Origin of the sequence: Klebsiella sp. H-Nf2 (assembly GCF_002806645.1) — a bacterium.
In the GTDB taxonomy this organism is placed as follows: domain Bacteria; phylum Pseudomonadota; class Gammaproteobacteria; order Enterobacterales; family Enterobacteriaceae; genus Klebsiella; species Klebsiella variicola.
Genome location: NZ_PIBL01000011.1, coordinates 15,059 through 33,708, shown reverse-complemented (window position 1 = coordinate 33,708; position 18,650 = coordinate 15,059). Strand labels below are relative to the sequence as shown.

Sequence of the window (18,650 nt, the reverse complement as noted above, 5' to 3'; positions counted from 1 at the left end):
AAAAAAGGCCCCTGACAGGCACGCCAGGGGCAATGTGACGAAGTATCAGTTTTCCTCGTAAATAGTCTTTTTTCTTATATAAAAACGCGCGGTAACGTCTTTATACCGAGGAAGCGTCAGAGTTTAACGTTATGTTCGGCAGCGCTGGCGCTTTTTTAGCATCCTGCGGCTATTTTCGGATTCCCGACAATATCACTACGGGAATATCTTATTCTCTTCCGTTCGCTATTTGCCTACCAGCGCTCACGTAACAGATTCATAAACTGGAAAAAGTCATGGTTATTATTCAGGCTGTATTTTTCCATAATCTTATTCTTATGGTAAGCCGCGGTGCGGGGACTGACGCGCTGCAGGGCGGCGATTTTACTCATATCCAGCCCTTCAAGAATACCGTGCACCACAGCGGTCTGCGATCGCGACAGGACGCGATGCGGACAACTGGCGCAGCTCAGCTCCCGGCTCGCAGCGTCGGTGGCCGACGGGTCCATGCAATGCTGTAGCTCGCTTTTGATGATTGCCAGCAGTTGAGGAATACTGGCCGTTTTCAGCGAAACAAAAATCACCCCTTTCAGGCAATTAATCATGAAATCGTCTTCCGGCAGCTGGTCATAGCTGTGGAGAATGATCAGGGAGCTGCCTTTTTTCCTGTTTTTAATCAAGGCATTACACAGGTAAATTTCACCGGGGATCACTTCGCAAATAATAATGTCTTCGCCTGACAGGTCGTTATTGCGCCAGGAGAAACGGGCCCGCATATCGTCGCGGGCGAGGTCATTAACCATGGCGACCAGCGATTCGCGCACGAAGGTGTTGCGGGTGTTGATGGTGACATTAATGTTTCTCATGGCGTTATTTCCTTATGCAAAACATAACGCCATGCTGTGACAAATCCTCCGGGCGTATGCGGTGTTTTGATTTTATAAAAGTACCTGCAATCGTTTTTTATTATTATAAAGTGAATTATTTACGACGCGTCGAACGCTTATCGTTAAACGTAAACTTCTGCCGTCTCCTGTCTTTCAGATAGGAAATAAAACTGTATACAGAGATACTGAAGAAAAAAATGCATAGCAATAAAATTAACCACGTTTGCATGGCCATCGTTTTTACCTTGTCTGTGCTGTATGCTGTCAGAATTTACCGCGAACGGCTATTACGTTTTGTTATATGTTTTCCTGTCCACTGAAAATCATACGACATCATCCTGATGTGCTAGCACTATAAGAAAGTTCTTAAGCGCATCGTCAGTCTCATTCCTCTCATTTCTCTCAGAAAATGAGAAAAATTAACACTTGCGAGTTATTCATATCCGGCGCAGCGGCGAGAGCGCGCCATCGATCAGGAAATAAACGCCAGCCCCTTACCAAAGATCGCACGAACGGGCAGGTGGATCCCTTGCTGGCGCGCCTTATGGCGCAGGCGGCTAATCACCACGTCGATGCGGTGCAGGTCAGGCTCACTTTCGTGGGAAAACAGGCAGGCATGGAGGTCCAGCTTACTGCACACCTCGTTGCGATTGCGCATCAACAGCTCCACCAGACGGTACTCCTGCTGGGTTAACTCCAGCGTCCGGGCGTCGGGCGAGATCAGTTTATCTTCATGCAAACGCCACAGGCCGGTGGTAGCGGAGGACGAGGCGCTGACTGGCTCCGGCTGGAGGACAGCCGGTCGATCCTGTTGCAGGCGGGCGCCAAGGGCGGTGAGGGTCTCCGCAAGATGGGCGAAGTTAACCGGCTTAATCAGGTATGCATCGGCCCCAAGGCTGAGCGCCTGCAGTTTATCCTGCTGCTGGCCGCGGGCGCTGACCACCACCAGGCCGTAGTTCCCCAGCTCATGCAGGTAGTTCAGCACGCTGAAGCCATCTTCACCGGGCAGGCCAATATCAATCAGCACGATGTCCACCGGATGGCTGTGCAGTTGCCGCCAGAAGGCTTCAGCGCTTCGGGTGCCCCACACCTCGAAGCCGCGATAGCCCAGCCAGGCCAGCAATTCATCCAGCAGATCGGGGTTATCTTCAATTATTGCCAGTCGTAAAGCCATGGATCATTCTCCTCTTAAGCAACCGTGGGGAGGGTAAGAATAAAGGTGCAGCCGTCCGGGCCATGCTCGGCCAGCCACAGTTTGCCATCATGAGCCTGCACGATCTGACGCGCAACATACAAACCGAGACCGGTACCGCCCGGCACCGGCGACGTGTGCTCGCCGCGACGGTAGCGCTCAAAGATCAGCTCTGCCTGCCCGTCGGGCAGGCCCGGGCCGTGGTCGCGAATGCGCAACTCGGTGTGCCCGGCATCGGAGCGGATATCGATGGCGATTTCGCCGGGGGGCGAATATTTCACCGCGTTATCCAGCAGATTGGCGATAGCGATGCACAGCAGACCGGCATCGGCCTGCAGCTGCGGGCTTTCCACCGCGCCGTAATGGCGAATGTTCAGGTAATGGTCGTGGGAGATGGCCACCACCGAGGCGGCCATGTTGATCACCGTTAGCAGGGCGGTCTGCTGGCGGTCGACGTGCAGGTCGTGGGAGGCCAGACGCGCGTCGGCGAGGCAGTTATCGGTGAGCTGCACCAGACGGGTGGCGGCGCGCCCGATGCGATCGAAGCGCGCCTCCTGGCTGGCCGAGGCCGCCGAGAGGCGGAGATTCTCCAGCGCCGCCTGGATCACCGCCAGCGGCGTGCGGAATTCGTGCGCCACCATGCCCATAAATTGCCGCTGGTGGAAGCTGGCTTCACGCTCAATCTGCAGTTCACGCGCCAGGCGCTGCTTCTGCTCCAGCTGCCGGTTCTCAGCGCGTACCCGCAGGATGGCAATGATCAGCACCGTAATGATGTGGACGATCAGCGCATACTGCCAGAGGGAATAGATCGCCACATGGAACGGGATAATCCCGTGGATCGACAACTGCACCAGCACCGCGGCGGCGACGTAGAACGGCGGCAGCAGACCCAGCAGCAGGGTGTTACGGTCGATGGCTTTTTTGCGCCACAGCCACCAGGAAGTGAACAGCAGCACCGGGGTGATAATGATAAATATCACCCCTTCAATCTGCATCGCGAAGCCGTAAAATCCGAGCGGAATACTGACCTGCAGCACCAGGTTGAGCACCACCGCGGCGATCAGTAGCTGATGAAGCCGCGGCATATTCTTCTTCAAATCAAAAATCTCGCTGTGCAGCCAGAGGGCGGTAGCATAGCTGAACAGGGAGAGGCTGCTGATCATAAAGTCCTGGTACGGTAGCGCCGCGTGGCCAAAAAACCACTCCGGGAAGCCGTGCAGGGCGGCCACCAGCGGATAATTGAGCGAGAAAAGACAGATGCCCCACAGCAGACGCCGGCGCAGGGCCAGCGCCAGCCACAGCGCCACGCCGCTGGCGACGGCGGCCAGGCCGAAATAGAAGCTCCAGAAAGCGGTGTCGGCGGTCGCCCGCTGCACAAACTCCTGCGGCGAAGAGAGCGAGGCCAGCAGGATCAGGGTGCTGGTGCTCTGCAGGCGAAAGACCACCTCATAGCTGGCGGCGGTCGGCGGCGGGGGGAGGATCAGCACGCTTTCCCGGTAGTGCAGGTCGCTCTCGCGGGCGACGTCGCGGTCGCCAAAGGTGCGCTGTGTCCAGGGGGCATCGCTGCCCAGTGGCCGGTAGTAAATGGTCAGATGGTCGACAAAAGAGGGGCCCAGCTGCAGCCAGCGCGGCTCCCCGGCAAACCACGTTCCCGGCAGCTCGCTGCGCAGCCACCAGGTTTTTCGCGAATAACCAAAGGAGGGGATCTGCCGGGTGGTGGTGAGCTGGTCCGTGGGCAGGGCGGCGAAGCGATCGACCGTCATCTGACCGCTGGCGTCCGCGTACCACTGGACCGGAATATCAATGCCCACCTGGCGCGTTGTTGCCTGCGCCTGTGGGGCAGCCAGCAGCAAGAGTAATCCACTGCTGACCAGCCAGCCTGCCAGGAACTGCGGCCAGCAACGCCGGACCGCTGCGAAGATCGCAGACACCCTTTTCAATCACGCCCCCTTGCGGCATGCCAACGATACAGACCGCAGACATCTGGCTACGGTATGGATAATACGCCCCCGGAAGGGGGGGAAAGTGGACAGGCCTGTCCGGACGAACAGGCCATTTTGCGTGGGAGACCAGGAATATTCCAGCGTAATCTGCAGCGCCACGATCAGGACAGACCTGCTGTGTGGCAGCGCCAGGAGGGGGTTAGCGGAAAACCACCTGCGCCCAGCGGGCCAGCCCGGCGGTTACCGAGCCAAAATCATCGCCACCAGCCAGCGGAATACCCGGCAGCTGGGCGGCCAGCGCCTTTTTGATCAGCGGCGAGCGGGCGCTGCCGCCGGTAAGATAGATCACGTCCGGGGTGGTCTGGCTGCTATCGAGCGCGAGCTGCACCTGTTCCATAATGCGGGTCAACGGTTGATCCAGCGCGGCTTCCAGACCCTGCTGGGCGATGGCGGTGGCCAGCTCGTCCTGAATAAACGGCAGCGCGGTTTCGACGCTGGCGGCGCTGGAGAGGGCGATTTTGCTCTCTTCGGCGCTGCGCACCAGACGATAGCTGAGACGCTGGCGCCAGACCTTCAGCAGCAGAGCCACCTTGTCGGCATCCCGGGCGCTGCGCAGCAGATCGTTAAGCAGACGGCCGTTGGCGGTGCTGTAGAAATCGCTCTGCGCTGGCACGTCGTTGATGGCCACCGCGTTCCACCACGGGAGGATCGGCAGCGCGGTGCCTTTCTCCGTTTCGCCGCCCATGCCGAGGAGGGGCATCAGGCATTTGAAGGCCAGGGCAATGTCGAGGTCGTTACCGCCGATGCGGCAGCCGCTGTGGCCGAGCAGGCTCTGCTGGCGGTCGGCGCGCTCCCGCCACTGCGGGCCCATCAATAGCAAGGAACAGTCGGTGGTCCCACCGCCGATATCGACGACCAGCACCCGTTTTTCTTCATTGAGAGTGGCTTCGAAATCGAGCCCGGCGGCAACCGGTTCAAACTGGAAGACCACATCGCGGAAACCGGCGCGGAGAGCCGCCCGCTCAAGGATGCCCTGCGCCTGGGCGTTCGCGTCATCGCCGCCGAGGCCCTGGAAGTTAATCGGTCGGCCAATCACCGCCTGATCGATCTGCTCGGGCAGCTGGCTCTCAGCCTGCAGTTTGATGTGCAGCATCATGGCGCAGACCAGGTCTTCAAACAGGGCCACCTGCTGCGGCTTCAGCCCGCTGGCGCCGAGGAAGGATTTTGGCGATTTAACGAAGTAGACCTCTTCCGGATCTTCAACATACTGATGCAGCGAGGCGAGACCGAACTGCACGCTGTTGCGCAGCACCTCGATGTCTTCGTCGCGGTTGGCGGCAATGGCCCGGCGCAGCAGCGCCTGGTTTTCATCGCTGTGGGTGGGGACGTCATGATGGCGATAGAGCCACTCGCTGACCGCTTCGCGCGTTGGCGCGCAGAGCATCGAGGGCAGCAGCGCGCTACCGTTTTCCAGCGTCAACAGCTGAGGGGTGTTTTCCCGCATCACGGCCACCGAACAGTTGGCGGTGCCGTAGTCAAAACCAATAAACATCGTCTGCAAAATCCCCATGCCGGTGAAGAAGGGGGGCGACTTTAGCGGATCGTCGGCATGGCGACAACTGGAATTTAAAAGCAAGGCGCTGACGGTCAAGGGCGACTATCATTGAAACGCTATATAAAGGAGAGCTTATGGAGCTGTTACCCTGGACCCCGCCTTATGACTGGGCGTGGATGGTTGGTTTTCTGCAGGCGCGTGCCGTCGCCGGCGTCGAGCGCTTTGATGAAGGAGGCTATAGTCGCAGCTTTGGCGTTGAAGGGCATCGCGGGCTGATTCATCTGGCGCCGGACGAAGAGGCGCAGGCCCTGCGGGTGACCCTCTCCCCGGGGCTGCAACCGGTGGCGGAGATCTGCTATGCGCGAATTGGCCAGCTGTTTGATTTAGCCTGTGACCCGCGGCAGGTCGCCGGGGCGTTGGGTTCTCTGGCCCAGGCGCGGCCGGGGCTGCGCCTGCCGGGGGCGCTGGATGCCTTCGAACAGGCGGTGCGTGCGGTGCTGGGCCAGCTGGTGAGCGTGGCGATGGCCGCCCGGCTCACCGCCAAAGTGGCGGCTGGCTGGGGCGAACCGCTGGCGGACGCGCCCGGCTATGTGTTATTCCCGACGCCAGAGGCGCTGTCCCGGGCCGACCCGCAGGCGCTGAAGGCGCTGGGAATGCCGCTTCGGCGCGCGGAGGCGCTGATCCACCTCGCCCGGGAGGCACTCAGCGGCGAGCTGCCCCTGACGGCGCCAGCGGACATCGACGCCGGGCTGCGTCAACTGCAGAGCCTGCCCGGCATTGGCCGCTGGACGGCAAACTACTTTGCTCTGCGCGGCTGGCAGGCGAAAGATATCTTTTTGCCGGATGATTACCTGATTAAACAGCGCTTTCCGGGAATGACCCCGGCCGCCATCGCCCGCTATGCCCGTCGCTGGCAGCCGATGCGATCGTATGCGCTGTTGCATATCTGGTATACCGATGACTGGATCCCGGCGGCGGAATAGCCGTCCGGGGCGCATACCACTGGTATCGGGACGCTGAAATCCCTATAATTGCCGCGTTTGGCGGTCCGCCGCCACCCTCCATCTCTATCCAGGTTAATCAGGTCGCAAAAATTTATGACTGATATGTCCCATCAGTGCGTCATTGTAGGTATCGCCGGCGCATCGGCTTCTGGCAAAAGTCTTATTGCCAGTACTCTCTATCGCGAATTGCGTGAACAAGTTGGCGACGAACATATTGGCGTCATTCCGGAAGACAGCTATTACAAAGATCAAAGTCATCTGTCGATGGAAGAGCGCGTCAAAACCAACTATGACCACCCGAGCTCAATGGACCACAGTCTGTTGTTCCAGCACCTGCAGATGCTGAAAAGCGGCCAGCCGATTGAACTGCCGGTCTATAGCTACGTCGAGCATACCCGCACGCCGAACACCATTCACGTCGAGCCGAAGAAGGTGATCATTCTTGAAGGGATCCTGCTGCTGACCGACGCGCGCCTGCGTAACGAGCTTAACTTCTCTATTTTCGTCGACACCCCGCTCGATATTTGCCTGATGCGCCGTATTAAGCGCGACGTTAACGAGCGCGGCCGTTCTATGGACTCGGTGATGGCCCAGTACCAGAAGACCGTGCGCCCGATGTTCCTGCAGTTTATTGAACCGTCGAAGCAGTATGCCGACATCATCGTGCCGCGCGGCGGCAAAAACCGCATCGCGATTGATATTCTGAAGGCCAAAATCAGTCAGTTCTTTGAATAACCTGGCCGAATTGTGTAACGTGCAAAGAGTAGCCCTGTTGCCCTGTCCGCCGCGAAGCGTGCGGGAAGCAGCCTTATAAGGAGAAAGCCCATGCGTCTGTGTGACCGAGATATCGAAGCCTGGTTGGATGAAGGGCGACTCGCCATCAATCCGCGCCCACCCGTTGAGCGTATTAATGGCGCGACGGTTGATGTACGGCTGGGTAATAAATTCCGCACCTTCCGCGGCCACACGGCGCCGTTTATCGATTTAAGCGGACCGAAGGCCGAGGTCAGCGCCGCGCTGGACCGCGTGATGAGCGAAGAGATTGTCCTGCCGGAAGGGGAGGCCTTTTTCCTGCATCCGGGCGAACTGGCGCTGGCGGTGACCTATGAATCAGTCACTCTGCCAGCCGATCTGGTGGGCTGGCTGGACGGACGCTCCTCACTGGCGCGGCTGGGGCTGATGGTGCACGTTACCGCGCACCGCATCGACCCGGGCTGGTCCGGCTGCATCGTGCTTGAGTTCTACAACTCCGGCAAACTGCCGCTGGCGCTGCGTCCGGGCATGCCTATCGGCGCGCTGAGCTTTGAGCCATTATCGGGCCCGGCGGCCCGGCCGTATAACCGCCGTGAAGACGCCAAATATCGCGACCAGCAGGGCGCGGTGGCGAGCAGAATCGACAAGGATTGATAACGTCAACGGGGTGTTGCTGAGGGTGCCATGAGACGAATACTGACAACGCTGATGATCCTGCTGGCGGTCATTGTCGCCGGGCTTACCTCGTTGGTATTGCTGGTCAATCCCAACGATTTTCGCGCCTATATGGTGCATGAGGTGGCAGAGCGCAGCGGTTATCAGCTTGAACTCGATGGCCCGCTGCGCTGGCACGTCTGGCCGCAGCTCAGCATTCTCAGCGGACGCATGACGCTGACCGCCCGGGGCGCCGAAGAGCCGGTGATCCGCGCCGACAACATGCGCCTCGACGTGGCGCTGCTGCCGCTGCTCTCGCACCAGCTGCAGGTGAAGCAGGTGATGCTTAAGGGCGCGGTGATCCAGCTGACCCCGAAAACCGAGGCGGTTCGCGATAGCGCTGCGCCGGTGGTACCTCATGACAACACCCTGCCGCAGGCTCCGGAGGACCGCGGATGGTCCTACGACGTGCGCCAGCTGCAGGTGGCCGACAGCGTGCTCTTCTTCCAGCATGAGAACGGCGAGCAGGTGACCGTGCGTGATATCCGCCTGCAAATGGAGCAGGATGAGAATCACCGGGCCACCGTCGACTTCTCCGGCCGGATCAACCGCGACCAGCGCGACCTGGCACTCAACTTCTCCGCTACCGTGCAGGGCGGCGACTATCCCCACTCCTTAAAAGCCGACTTTAGCCAGCTAAGCTGGCAGCTGCGCGGCGCCGAGCTGCCTCCTGATGGTATTAATGGCCAGGGCAGTCTGCAGGCCAGCTGGCAGGAAGATGGCAAAACCCTGCGCTTTGACAACCTGAATCTGATGGCCAGCGGCAGCACCCTTACCGGCAACGGCAGCGTGGTGCTGGGGGATCGCCCGGACTGGTCGCTGGATCTCCACGCGACCACCCTGAATCTCGACAGCCTGCTGGCGCCCTCCTCGCCAGCGACCGACAGCAGCGCCAGCCAGCAGGGCCAGAGCCAGACGCGACCGCTGCGCCCGGTGATCGCCGACAGCGATGAGCGCGAAGATTACCAGAGCCTGCGCGGCTTTAACGGCCGGATGGCCCTGAGCGCCGACCAGCTGCAATGGCGGGGTTTAAACTTCACCCAGGTGCAGAGCGAAATCAGCAACCAGCAGGGGCTGCTGACGGTCAGCAAAATGCAGGGTAACCTCGACGGCGGGCAGCTTTCCCTCCCCGGTACCCTCGATGCCCGTGGCGACACACCGCAGGCGACGTTCCAGCCGGCGCTGCAGAATGTGGAGATCGGTTCGCTGATCAAAGCCTTTAACTATTCATTAAACCTGACTGGCAAGCTGTCGCTGACCGGCGAGTTTTCCGGAACGCGCATTGACGCGGATGATTTCCGTCGTCACTGGCAGGGACAGGCCCAGCTCCAGATGGCCGATACTCGTACCGAGGGGCTGAACTTCCAGCAGCTGGTGCAGCAGGCCGTGGAGCGCAGCACCAACGTGCGGGCGCAGGAGAATTATGACAATGCCACCCGCCTGGATTCCGTGAGCAGCCAGCTGACGCTGGATAACGGGGTGGTGACGCTGAACCGCCTGCAGGGGCAGTCCGACATGATGGCGATGACCGGCGAAGGTCAGCTTGATCTGAAGAAAGAGAACTGCGATATGCGCTTTAACGTGCGCGTGCTCGGCGGCTGGAAAGGGGAGGGCAAACTTATCGACCGCCTGAAACAGACCGCCATCCCGCTGCGCATCTACGGCGACTGGCAGTCGCTGAGCTACAGCCTGCAGGTCGATCAGATCCTGCGGAAACAGCTACAGGATGAAGCGAAGCAGCGCCTCAACGACTGGGTCGAACGTAATAAAGGCAGCAAAGAGAGCAAAGACGCCAAAAAGCTGCTCGATAAGCTGTAATCGTCCACGCCAGCAGCCCGGGGCTTCCGGGCTGTGAGATTGTCGTCAAAGGGTGTGCCACGTTGATGCCGGGTGGCGGCTACGCCTGACCCGGCCTACGTTTTGTGCAATATCATCGGCTTGAGTCGCTATCCATGTAGGCCTGATAAGCGCAGCGCCATCAGGCAGTGTGGCTGCTGTAGAGCATCAATTCCCCGTGATGAGAGAATGTCGTCAAAGTGTGGAGCCCCGTTGACGCCGGGTGGCGGCTGCGCCTGACCCGGCCTGGGTTGCGCGGTGGGGGTAATACCCCGGTCTGCATTGCCATCCATGTAGGCCTGATAAGCGCAGCGCCATCAGGCATGGGTTTGATTATCCGTCCCACCGCCCGAGATACCCCGGGCCAGTTTTATGCCTGCCGATTACACCTCATAATCCAGCTCATCCTGTTTTACCGGCGGGACGATCTGCACCTTCTGCACCCGATGGCTGTCGACCTGCAGCGTGCGCAGGGTATAGCCATCAATCTCAATGGTTTCTCCCACCTGCGGCACATGCTGCAGATACTCCATCAGCAGACCGGCAACGGTGTGGTACTCCCGTTTATCATCCAGCGGCAGCGGAACGTACTGCACCAGGTCCTCCAGCGGCATATGGCCGTTAACCGTCCACGAACCGTCCTGAAGATGCTGAATATCGTGCCGGGCGTCGATCTCCTCCACCTCGTTGGGCAGATTACCGGCGATGGTTTCCATCACGTCGCTCAGGGTCACAATCCCCTCGACGGAACCGAACTCATCGACCACAAAGGCGAAGTGGGTGCGGGCCTGACGGAACTGCTCAAGCGCGGAGAGGAGCGGTAACCCCTCCGGAAAGACCAACGGCTGCCGCACCAGCACCTGCAGATCCAGCGGCTCCTGGCGCAGGGACTGCTGGAGCAGGTCAATAACGTGAACCACTCCCAGCAGGTCTTCATTATCTTTCCCGCCGGTCACCACCAGCCGGGTGTGCTGATTTTTCTCCACCAGGCTGCGGATCTCTTCCTCCGGCGCGCTGAGGTTGATGCGCTCGATATCATGGCGTGACGTCATAATACTGCTGACGCTGCGCTGATTAAGGTTCAGCACCCGCTCAATCATCAACCGTTCCTGCGGGTTAAACAGCGGATGATGGTCCTGATCGGCGACCAGCGACGCCGTGTCAGCATCCAGTTCAGCTTTTTCCTTCTGACCGCTTAGCAGGTTCATCACCGCCTCGGTGGTGCGCTGACGCAGCGTCAGATTGGCCGACAGGAAGCGACGGCGGTTAAACAGCGCCAGCTGGTTAAGGGCTTCAATCATGACCGAGAAGCCAATTGCCGCGTACAGATAGCCTTTCGGGATAATAAAGCTGAAGCCTTCAGCAATCAGGCTGAAGCCGATCATCAGCAGGAAGCTCAGACAGAGGATGACGATGGTTGGGTGGCTGTTAACGAAGCGCGTCAGGGCCTTGCTGGCCATCAGCATCAGGCTGATGGCGATGATCACCGCGGCCATCATCACCGCCAGGTGATCGACCATGCCGACGGCGGTGATCACCGAGTCGAGGGAGAAGATGGCGTCGAGCACCACGATCTGCGCCACCACGGCCCAGAATTTCGCCCCTCTGCGCTGGGTGGGATTATCGCTGTCCTTCCCCTCCAGCCGTTCGTTGAGTTCGACGGTGGCTTTAAACAGCAGGAATAAGCCGCCGAACAGCATAATTAAATCGCGGGCGCTGAAGCTGAAGTCGTGAAAAACAATCAGCGGTTTGGTCAGGGTCACCAGCCAGGAGATAGAGGCCAGTAGCAGCAGACGCATCACCATCGCCAGCAGCAGACCGGTGATACGGGCGCGGTCGCGCTGGGCGGGCGGCAGCTTTTCGGCGAGGATAGCGATAAAAACCAGGTTATCGATACCCAACACCAGTTCGATAACCACCAGCGTGACGAGACCTGCCCAGATTGACGGATCGGCAATCCATTCCATATGTATTAAAACCTGTACGACTGCGGTATGTGTTACCACGATCATGGATAAGATGAGTCTAAAATGCAATAACGACGCGGATATCACTCCGCCGGAGGTGGATATATTTCCAGCAAATTAGGTGAACAGATAAGAATTATGTTCCAGAAAAGATCAGCGGAAAAATAACAATATGGCGGAACGCGCTGGAATAAGCTTGCTGATATCAGAACCATAACCCGCTGCGTTTTACCCGGCGCAAAAACGAGGGCAGTCCCATCGTTCTCCACGGTAGGCACCCTTCCTCATCGCCGCGTGAAGTGCGAAGCCCGCTCACAAAATCGGCATAATTCATATCATGAAGTGAGTGCAGAATAGCGCCGATCGCAGTTCCCTACTGTGGTTTACGGTTATTATCCTGCCATATCTGGCTGTTTATGCTGAAATATATTGCCTGGAGAAATTAATTATCTATATCTATTCTTTCCGGACATATGAACGCCGCAGCCAGCAGCTGGCAGGGGCTGCGTGCCAAAGGCCGCGATGTACGGGCCTCGCGGCGACATCGCGCTGTGCAGGGAAGCGGGCCGCTGAATAACCTGATGGAGAATAAGATTATTCTCACTTCGACCTGTTGATAAAAGAAAGTTGTGTGTATTCTTTTAGGTGACAGTGAATTTAAGAATTTGGCGGGCAGATGCCCGGGCAGTATCCGTGTATTATCAGTTCCAATGGATTTGTGACATGTACAATTTTGCAAAGCTGCGTGTTTTGCAACCAAACAGGTGAAGATGAATATGGCGAATTTGAAAGCGGTTATTCCGGTCGCAGGACTAGGCATGCATATGCTGCCGGCCACAAAGGCAATTCCTAAGGAGATGCTGCCGATCGTTGATAAGCCAATGATTCAGTACATTGTTGACGAAATCGTCGCCGCCGGGATCAAAGAGATTGTCCTGGTGACGCACTCCTCGAAGAATGCGGTGGAAAACCACTTTGATACCTCCTACGAGCTGGAAGCCCTGCTTGAGCAGCGTGTGAAGCGCCAGCTGCTGGCGGAAGTCCAGGCCATTTGCCCGCCGGGCGTAACCATCATGAACGTGCGTCAGGCACAGCCGCTGGGTCTGGGCCACTCCATTCTCTGCGCCCGCCCGGTAGTCGGGGACAACCCGTTTGTCGTAGTGCTGCCGGATATCATTCTCGACGGCGGCACTGCGGACCCGCTGCGCTATAACCTCGCTGCCATGGTCGCCCGCTTTAACGAGACCGGCCGCAGCCAGGTGCTGGCGAAACGCATGCCGGGGGACCTCTCCGAATACTCCGTGATCCAGACCAAAGAGCCGATGGTGGCCGAAGGGCAGGTGGCGCGTATCGTCGAGTTTATTGAAAAACCGGACGAACCGCAGACCCTGGACTCTGACCTGATGGCGGTGGGCCGCTACGTGCTGTCGGCAGATATCTGGGCCGAACTGGAGCGTACCGAGCCAGGCGCCTGGGGCCGTATCCAGCTAACCGACGCCATTGCCGAGCTGGCGAAGAAGCAGTCCGTTGACGCGGTGCTGATGACCGGCGAAAGCTATGACTGCGGTAAGAAAATGGGCTACATGCAGGCCTTCGTTACCTACGGAATGCGTAACCTGAAAGAAGGTACCAAATTCCGCGAAAGCATTAAAAAACTACTGGCCTGAGTGCCGGCATAAGGGTGAGCGGCAGGGCAGGGGGATTTCGCCATGCCGCTCATAACGTTATGCAGAAATTATTCATAACGTGAATGTTATAACGGTTGTAAAGAAACGTATGGCTTCGGAGACTTCTGGTAGTTTGTCTCTGGTCTCTGTGGTGCAATGGTCGGAGTAGCGGCAATAATGCTTTGTGAATAGTCACTTAGTGCGACAATTCTTAAAGCGCAGGGAAAGCGGTCAACGTCAGCAGAAAATAAAACTTGACTGCGATCATGTTTCCGCTTTAAACATCTCACTTGCATGCATAAAAATGTGAAATGAATTGGCATGCGAGCTGGTACAGACATTACGGATAATCCCTGAGCACGGCAGTGGACATCATCGAAGGATCACAGGTATATGAACTGGCAACTCATCTCATTTTTTGGCGATAGCACCGTTTTGCTGCCCAGCGCAGCGGCGTTGTTTATTGTCCTGATACTGCGTAAAACGTCGCGGTTGTTGGCGTGGCAGTGGAGTTTGCTGTTCGGCATCACTGGCGCCATTGTCTGCGCCTCCAAACTGGCCTTTATGGGCTGGGGCCTGGGCATTCGCGAGCTGGATTACACCGGCTTCAGCGGCCATTCAGCGCTCTCCGCAGCCTTCTGGCCTATCTTCTTATGGCTGCTCAGTACCCGTTTCTCTGCGGGGCTGCAAAAAGCAGCCGTCGCCACCGGCTATATTCTGGCCGCAGTGGTGGGTTATTCACGGCTGGCCATCCATGCGCATTCCGTCTCGGAAGTGATCGCTGGCCTGCTGCTCGGTGCTGCTGGCAGCGCTTTGTTCCTGCTGCTGCAAAAACGTACCACCCATTCGGAAAACGTGAGTATTTCGTGGGGCGGCGTCGCGTGCCTGGTGATGGTTCCTCTTATCCTGTTGCATAGCGGCAATAAAGCGCCGACTCAGTCCCTGCTGGGGCAAATCGCCACCGCGGTGGGGCCGTTGGATAAACCCTTTACTCGAACTGATCTGCATAAGCAGGCCTGGTAATTGCCATTTGTTTTACAGGGGAAATTAAGTTTTCGCCGGTTAATTAGACAAATAAGAAAATAATCTACTATATGCCAGGTAATTGATAATTCATATTTATGAAATAACGCAGTGCTACTACATTGTTATTGTCAATTTTCCTGGATATAGCCGTGGTCAGACGTTTCTTAAATGCGTTCAGAAAGCACCTGTTCCACCTTGGATGAATAACCCAGCAACGAGAAACTATTAGAAATTGTAGTTGACTATGGCGTCATCATCTGATTTTAGAATGACGTCAGTGTCGCGAGAAATTTTAGTTTTTTCAAATGGTTAGCTGTATCTGTGCTGGTGTGGCAGCGCCAGGCAGATGTTCGATAGTTGAGAACAATAAATAATCTTCATTGGCGAGCCGCTTATTTTTCGCCAATAAAACAGCGGATGGGATTAATTGGCAGATATTCGGCAGCAAGACTCCCAATTGTGACCGAAATCCCGTAGACTTAACGCCGCAAAAAATAAAGGCCTGACCAATTTATCACCCGCAGGCCGATTAATTACGCCGTTCAGGTAGTCAGTGCGCTGGTAGCTGTTAAGCCAGGGGCGGTAGCGTCGCTAAAACCACCTGTTGCTGCACAAAATACCTTCTCTGAACGTCTATAAAAATCGATGCACTGTGGGTGATTAACGCCATAAGATATCTATGATGCTCATCAGATATCCTCATAAAGGGGTCAGGAGCGGCTGCTGATATCACCCGTACACCAACTTTCCCGTCTCATCGATAGCCTGTACGGTAAAATTCGCCTACATTGTGAGCTGGGTGGATGTGATAAGGGTTACGAGCAGCTTAGGGTAACTGTACTTGCCTCGCCGGTGTTGCACAGTGAAGTCAGCTGGTGCCGCGAGCGCTTTCTATCTTGGTATTCCCCTCATTCTCATTGAGATACGACAGCGGGGCTGAAAATGGATCTTGTACAATGATAAAAATTGCGCGCATTGCCGTGACATTGGGCTTGCTTTCCTCACTGGGAGCCCAGGCTTACGCGGCCGGGTTAGTAGTAAATGATAACGATCTGCGAAACGACCTTGCCTGGCTTTCCGATCGCGGGGTTATCCATCTGAGCTTGTCAACCTGGCCGCTGAGCCAGGAAGAGATCACCCGGGCGTTAAAAAAAGCTAAACCGTCCTATTCTTCTGAGCAAGTGGTGCTGGCCCGTATCAATCAGCGACTGTCAGCGTTAAAAGCCGATTTTCGGGTCACCGGCTACACCTCAACCGACCAGCCGGGCACTCCGCAGGGGTTTGGTCAGACGCAGCCGGCAGATAACTCCTTAGGCCTGGCGTTCAACAACAGCGGCGAGTGGTGGGATGTCCACCTCCAGGGCAACGTTGAGGGGGGAGAGCGGATCAGCAACGGTTCGCGCTTCAATGCCAACGGCGCCTACGGCGCGGTGAAGTTCTGGAACCAGTGGCTCTCTTTTGGTCAGGTTCCGCAGTGGTGGGGGCCTGGATATGAAGGGAGCCTGATCCGCGGAGATGCGATGCGGCCGATGACCGGCTTTCTGTTGCAGCGAGCCGAGCAGGCGGCGCCGGAAACCTGGTGGCTGCGCTGGGTGGGACCATGGCAGTACCAGATCTCTGCCAGCCAGATGAATCAGTACACCGCTGTGCCGCATGCCAAAATTATTGGTGGCCGCTTTACCTTCTCTCCTTTCCAGTCACTTGAACTAGGCGCATCGCGCATTATGCAGTGGGGCGGGGAAGGGCGTCCTGAATCACTCAGCAACTTCTGGGATGGTTTAACAGGCAAAGATAACACCGCCGCGAATGATCCCAATGAACCGGGCAACCAACTGGCCGGTTTTGACTTTAAGTTCAAACTGGAACCGACCCTTGGCTGGCCGGTGAGCTTCTACGGGCAGATGATTGGCGAGGATGAGTCCGGCTATCTGCCCTCGGCCAACATGTTCCTAGGTGGGGTGGAAGGGCACCACGGCTGGGGTAAGGACGCGGTGAACTGGTATATTGAAGCGCACGACACGCGGACCAATATGAATAGCGTTGGTTACAGTTACACTCACCATATTTATACGGATGGTTACTATCAGCAGGGCTACCCTCTTGGTGATGCAATGGGTGGGGATGGTCAGTTGCTCGCTGGTAAGGTGGAGTTGATTACAGAGGATAATCAGCGCTGGAGCACGCGTCTGGTGTACGCCAAGGTGAACCCAAAAGATCAATCAATTAATAAAGCATTCCCTCATTCAGACACACTTAAAGGTGTACAGCTGGGCTGGAGCGGGGATGTTTACCAGTCAGTTCGTCTGAATACCTCGTTGTGGTACACCAACGCTAACAACAGCGATAGCGATGACGTTGGGGCCAGCGCAGGGATAGAAATACCGTTTAGTTTATAAGGCTGAATGCTGAAAACAGGGGAGAGAGGGTGGTAGCGCTGCAGGACGCAGTCAGCTTTATCTCTCCATAAGCCGGCAGGGAAGCAACGGCTATGACAGCTGCTCAGGAATTGGCAAATTTTGATTTACTGATGATGTGACATTATGAAGAAAAAAATTGTTAGATTTTCGGCATTAGCACTGGCAATTGGGTTTTTATCTGGTTGTACGATCATCCCTGGTCAGGGATTAAACAGTCTGCGTAAGAACGTGGTTGAGCTTCCAGACAGTGATTACGATTTGGATAAATTGGTCAATGTTTACCCGATGACGCCGGGCCTTATTGATCAGCTTCGGCCGGAAACCGTTCTTGCTCGCCCAAATCCGCAGCTGGATAACTTACTTCGTAGTTATGAGTATCGCATTGGCGTTGGTGACGTACTTATGGTTACTGTATGGGACCACCCGGAGTTGACTACTCCTGCAGGCCAGTATCGTAGCGCCAGCGACACCGGCAACTGGGTCAACGCTGATGGTACTATTTTCTATCCCTATATCGGTAAGGTACAGGTAGCGGGTAAAACGCTTAGTCAGGTGCGCCAAGATATTGCCAGCCGTCTAACCACATATATCGAAAGCCCACAGGTAGACGTTAGTATTGCTGCATTTCGTTCGCAAAAAGCATATGTTACTGGAGAAGTAACAAAATCAGGGCAGCAACCTATTACGAATATCCCGCTGACAGTGATGGATGCGATTAATAATGCTGGCGGTCTTGCACCTGATGCTGACTGGCGAAATGTTGTATTAACACATAACGGAAAAGATATAAAAGTCTCATTGTATGCATTAATGCAAAAAGGAGACTTAACACAAAACCACTTGCTCTATCCAGGCGATATCCTTTTTGTACCTAGAAATGATGATTTGAAAGTATTTGTCATGGGTGAGGTGGGTAAACAAAGTACTTTGAAAATGGATCGAAGCGGTATGACTGTAGCAGAGGCACTAGGCAATGCAGAAGGAATGTCGCAAGCATTCAGTGACGCTACTGGAGTATTTGTGATCCGTCAGTTAAAAGATGACAAGCAGGGTAAAATTGCTAATATTTATCAATTAAATGCTCAAGATGCTTCAGCAATGGTATTGGGCACAGAATTCCAGTTACAGCCCTATGATATTGTTTATGTCACAACTGCTCCGCTGGTACGTTGGAATCGTGTTATTTCCCAATTAGTACCGACTATTACCGGGGTGCATGATATGACCGAAACTGGTAAATTTATTAGGACTTGGTGACAGTAATGTTTGACTCTATTCTAGTCGTATGTACTGGGAATATCTGTCGCTCACCTATAGGTGAGCGCTATTTGCAAGCAGTTATGCCTGGTAAAATAATCAAATCTGCAGGAACTAATGCTTTAGTTGGCCATGCTGCGGATGCTTCCGCTGTGAGAATTGCTTTAGAGCACGGATTATCCCTAGAGGGGCATGAAGGTACTCAATTTACTTCAACTCTTGGCCGTCAGTTCGATTTGATATTAGTAATGGAAAAATCCCATCAAGAACTTTTGAGTAAAATAGCTCCTGAGGTGCGTGGCAAAACAATGCTTTTTGGTCATTGGTTAAACCAAAAAGAAATCCCCGATCCTTATAGGAAAAGTGATGAGGCATTTGCATCAGTTTATAAATTAATCGAGCAATCAGCACAGCGCTGGATAGAAAAGCTGGGTGCATAATTAGGAATTTACT

Annotated in this window: 14 protein-coding genes and 2 pseudogenes; 9 read left to right on the top strand and 7 right to left on the bottom strand. The window is 55.9% G+C overall.

All coding sequences use genetic code 11. The annotated features are described in order from the left end of the window. Positions 1-233: 233 nt before the first annotated feature. From CWM58_RS21605 to yegD, 5 genes are all read right to left on the bottom strand, one after another. Entirely contained in the window at positions 234-845 is a 612-nt protein-coding gene (locus CWM58_RS21605) for a helix-turn-helix transcriptional regulator (protein ID WP_074388080.1), read from the bottom strand. A gap of 115 nt (positions 846-960) precedes the next feature. Continuing rightward, positions 961-1,101 (bottom strand): small membrane protein, encoded by a 141-nt coding sequence (locus tag CWM58_RS28830; RefSeq protein ID WP_046621842.1) that lies wholly within the window; start codon positions 1,099-1,101, stop codon positions 961-963. A 237-nt stretch (positions 1,102-1,338) separates the two neighbouring features. Further along, the gene (locus CWM58_RS21600) at positions 1,339-2,040 is read right to left on the bottom strand and encodes a response regulator transcription factor (RefSeq protein ID WP_100681750.1); all 702 of its coding nucleotides are present in this window, start codon (positions 2,038-2,040) and stop codon (positions 1,339-1,341) included. Positions 2,041-2,054: 14 nt separating this feature from the next. Then, complete coding sequence (locus CWM58_RS21595) at positions 2,055-3,911, bottom strand: sensor histidine kinase (RefSeq protein WP_100681810.1); 1,857 nt, start codon at positions 3,909-3,911, stop codon at positions 2,055-2,057. 289 nt (positions 3,912-4,200) lie between these two features. After that, positions 4,201-5,553: a molecular chaperone gene (gene yegD / locus CWM58_RS21590; RefSeq protein WP_023322982.1), complete on the bottom strand. Its 1,353-nt coding sequence runs from the start codon at positions 5,551-5,553 to the stop codon at positions 4,201-4,203. Between the two features lie 137 nt (positions 5,554-5,690). On the opposite strand from yegD, the gene alkA reads away from it, so the two are divergent. The 4 genes from alkA to asmA all read left to right on the top strand — a co-directional run bounded on the left by alkA (position 5,691) and on the right by asmA (position 9,845). Further along, a complete protein-coding gene (gene alkA, locus CWM58_RS21585) occupies positions 5,691-6,539 on the top strand; it encodes a DNA-3-methyladenine glycosylase 2 (protein WP_100681749.1) in 849 nt (282 codons plus the stop codon). Positions 6,540-6,653: 114 nt separating this feature from the next. Further along, positions 6,654-7,295 carry a uridine kinase gene (gene udk, locus CWM58_RS21580; protein WP_002912442.1) on the top strand — a complete coding sequence of 214 codons (642 nt, stop codon included), beginning with the start codon at positions 6,654-6,656 and terminating at the stop codon, positions 7,293-7,295. Between the two features lie 90 nt (positions 7,296-7,385). Then, complete coding sequence (gene dcd / locus CWM58_RS21575) at positions 7,386-7,967, top strand: dCTP deaminase (RefSeq protein ID WP_004151145.1); 582 nt, start codon at positions 7,386-7,388, stop codon at positions 7,965-7,967. Between the two features lie 30 nt (positions 7,968-7,997). Further along, positions 7,998-9,845 (top strand): outer membrane assembly protein AsmA, encoded by a 1,848-nt coding sequence (asmA, locus tag CWM58_RS21570; RefSeq protein WP_100681748.1) that lies wholly within the window; start codon positions 7,998-8,000, stop codon positions 9,843-9,845. Positions 9,846-10,246: 401 nt separating this feature from the next. Here the strand turns inward: asmA and CWM58_RS21565 are convergent, their stop codons facing one another. Beyond that, positions 10,247-11,830, bottom strand: a complete 1,584-nt coding sequence (locus CWM58_RS21565; RefSeq protein WP_100681747.1) for a TerC family protein — start codon at positions 11,828-11,830, stop codon at positions 10,247-10,249. A 770-nt stretch (positions 11,831-12,600) separates the two neighbouring features. On the opposite strand from CWM58_RS21565, the pseudogene galF reads away from it, so the two are divergent. Both galF and CWM58_RS21550 read left to right on the top strand, forming a co-directional pair. Then, a pseudogene (gene galF / locus CWM58_RS21555) lies at positions 12,601-13,575 on the top strand (GalU regulator GalF). Between the two features lie 315 nt (positions 13,576-13,890). Then, positions 13,891-14,520, top strand: a complete 630-nt coding sequence (locus tag CWM58_RS21550) for a phosphatase PAP2 family protein (protein ID WP_100681745.1) — start codon at positions 13,891-13,893, stop codon at positions 14,518-14,520. A 545-nt stretch (positions 14,521-15,065) separates the two neighbouring features. Here CWM58_RS21550 and CWM58_RS29345 read toward each other — a convergent pair. After that, positions 15,066-15,149 (bottom strand): annotated as a pseudogene (locus CWM58_RS29345) (hypothetical protein); the annotation flags it as partial. 330 nt (positions 15,150-15,479) lie between these two features. Here CWM58_RS29345 and CWM58_RS21545 point away from each other — a divergent pair. From CWM58_RS21545 to CWM58_RS21535, 3 genes are all read left to right on the top strand, one after another. Further along, positions 15,480-16,919, top strand: a complete 1,440-nt coding sequence (locus CWM58_RS21545) for a capsule assembly Wzi family protein (RefSeq protein ID WP_100681744.1) — start codon at positions 15,480-15,482, stop codon at positions 16,917-16,919. A gap of 144 nt (positions 16,920-17,063) precedes the next feature. Beyond that, positions 17,064-18,197, top strand: coding sequence for a polysaccharide export protein (locus CWM58_RS21540; RefSeq protein WP_043520403.1), 1,134 nt, complete (start codon positions 17,064-17,066; stop codon positions 18,195-18,197). Between the two features lie 5 nt (positions 18,198-18,202). Then, positions 18,203-18,637 carry a protein tyrosine phosphatase gene (locus tag CWM58_RS21535; RefSeq protein ID WP_072042526.1) on the top strand — a complete coding sequence of 145 codons (435 nt, stop codon included), beginning with the start codon at positions 18,203-18,205 and terminating at the stop codon, positions 18,635-18,637. Positions 18,638-18,650: the final 13 nt, after the last annotated feature.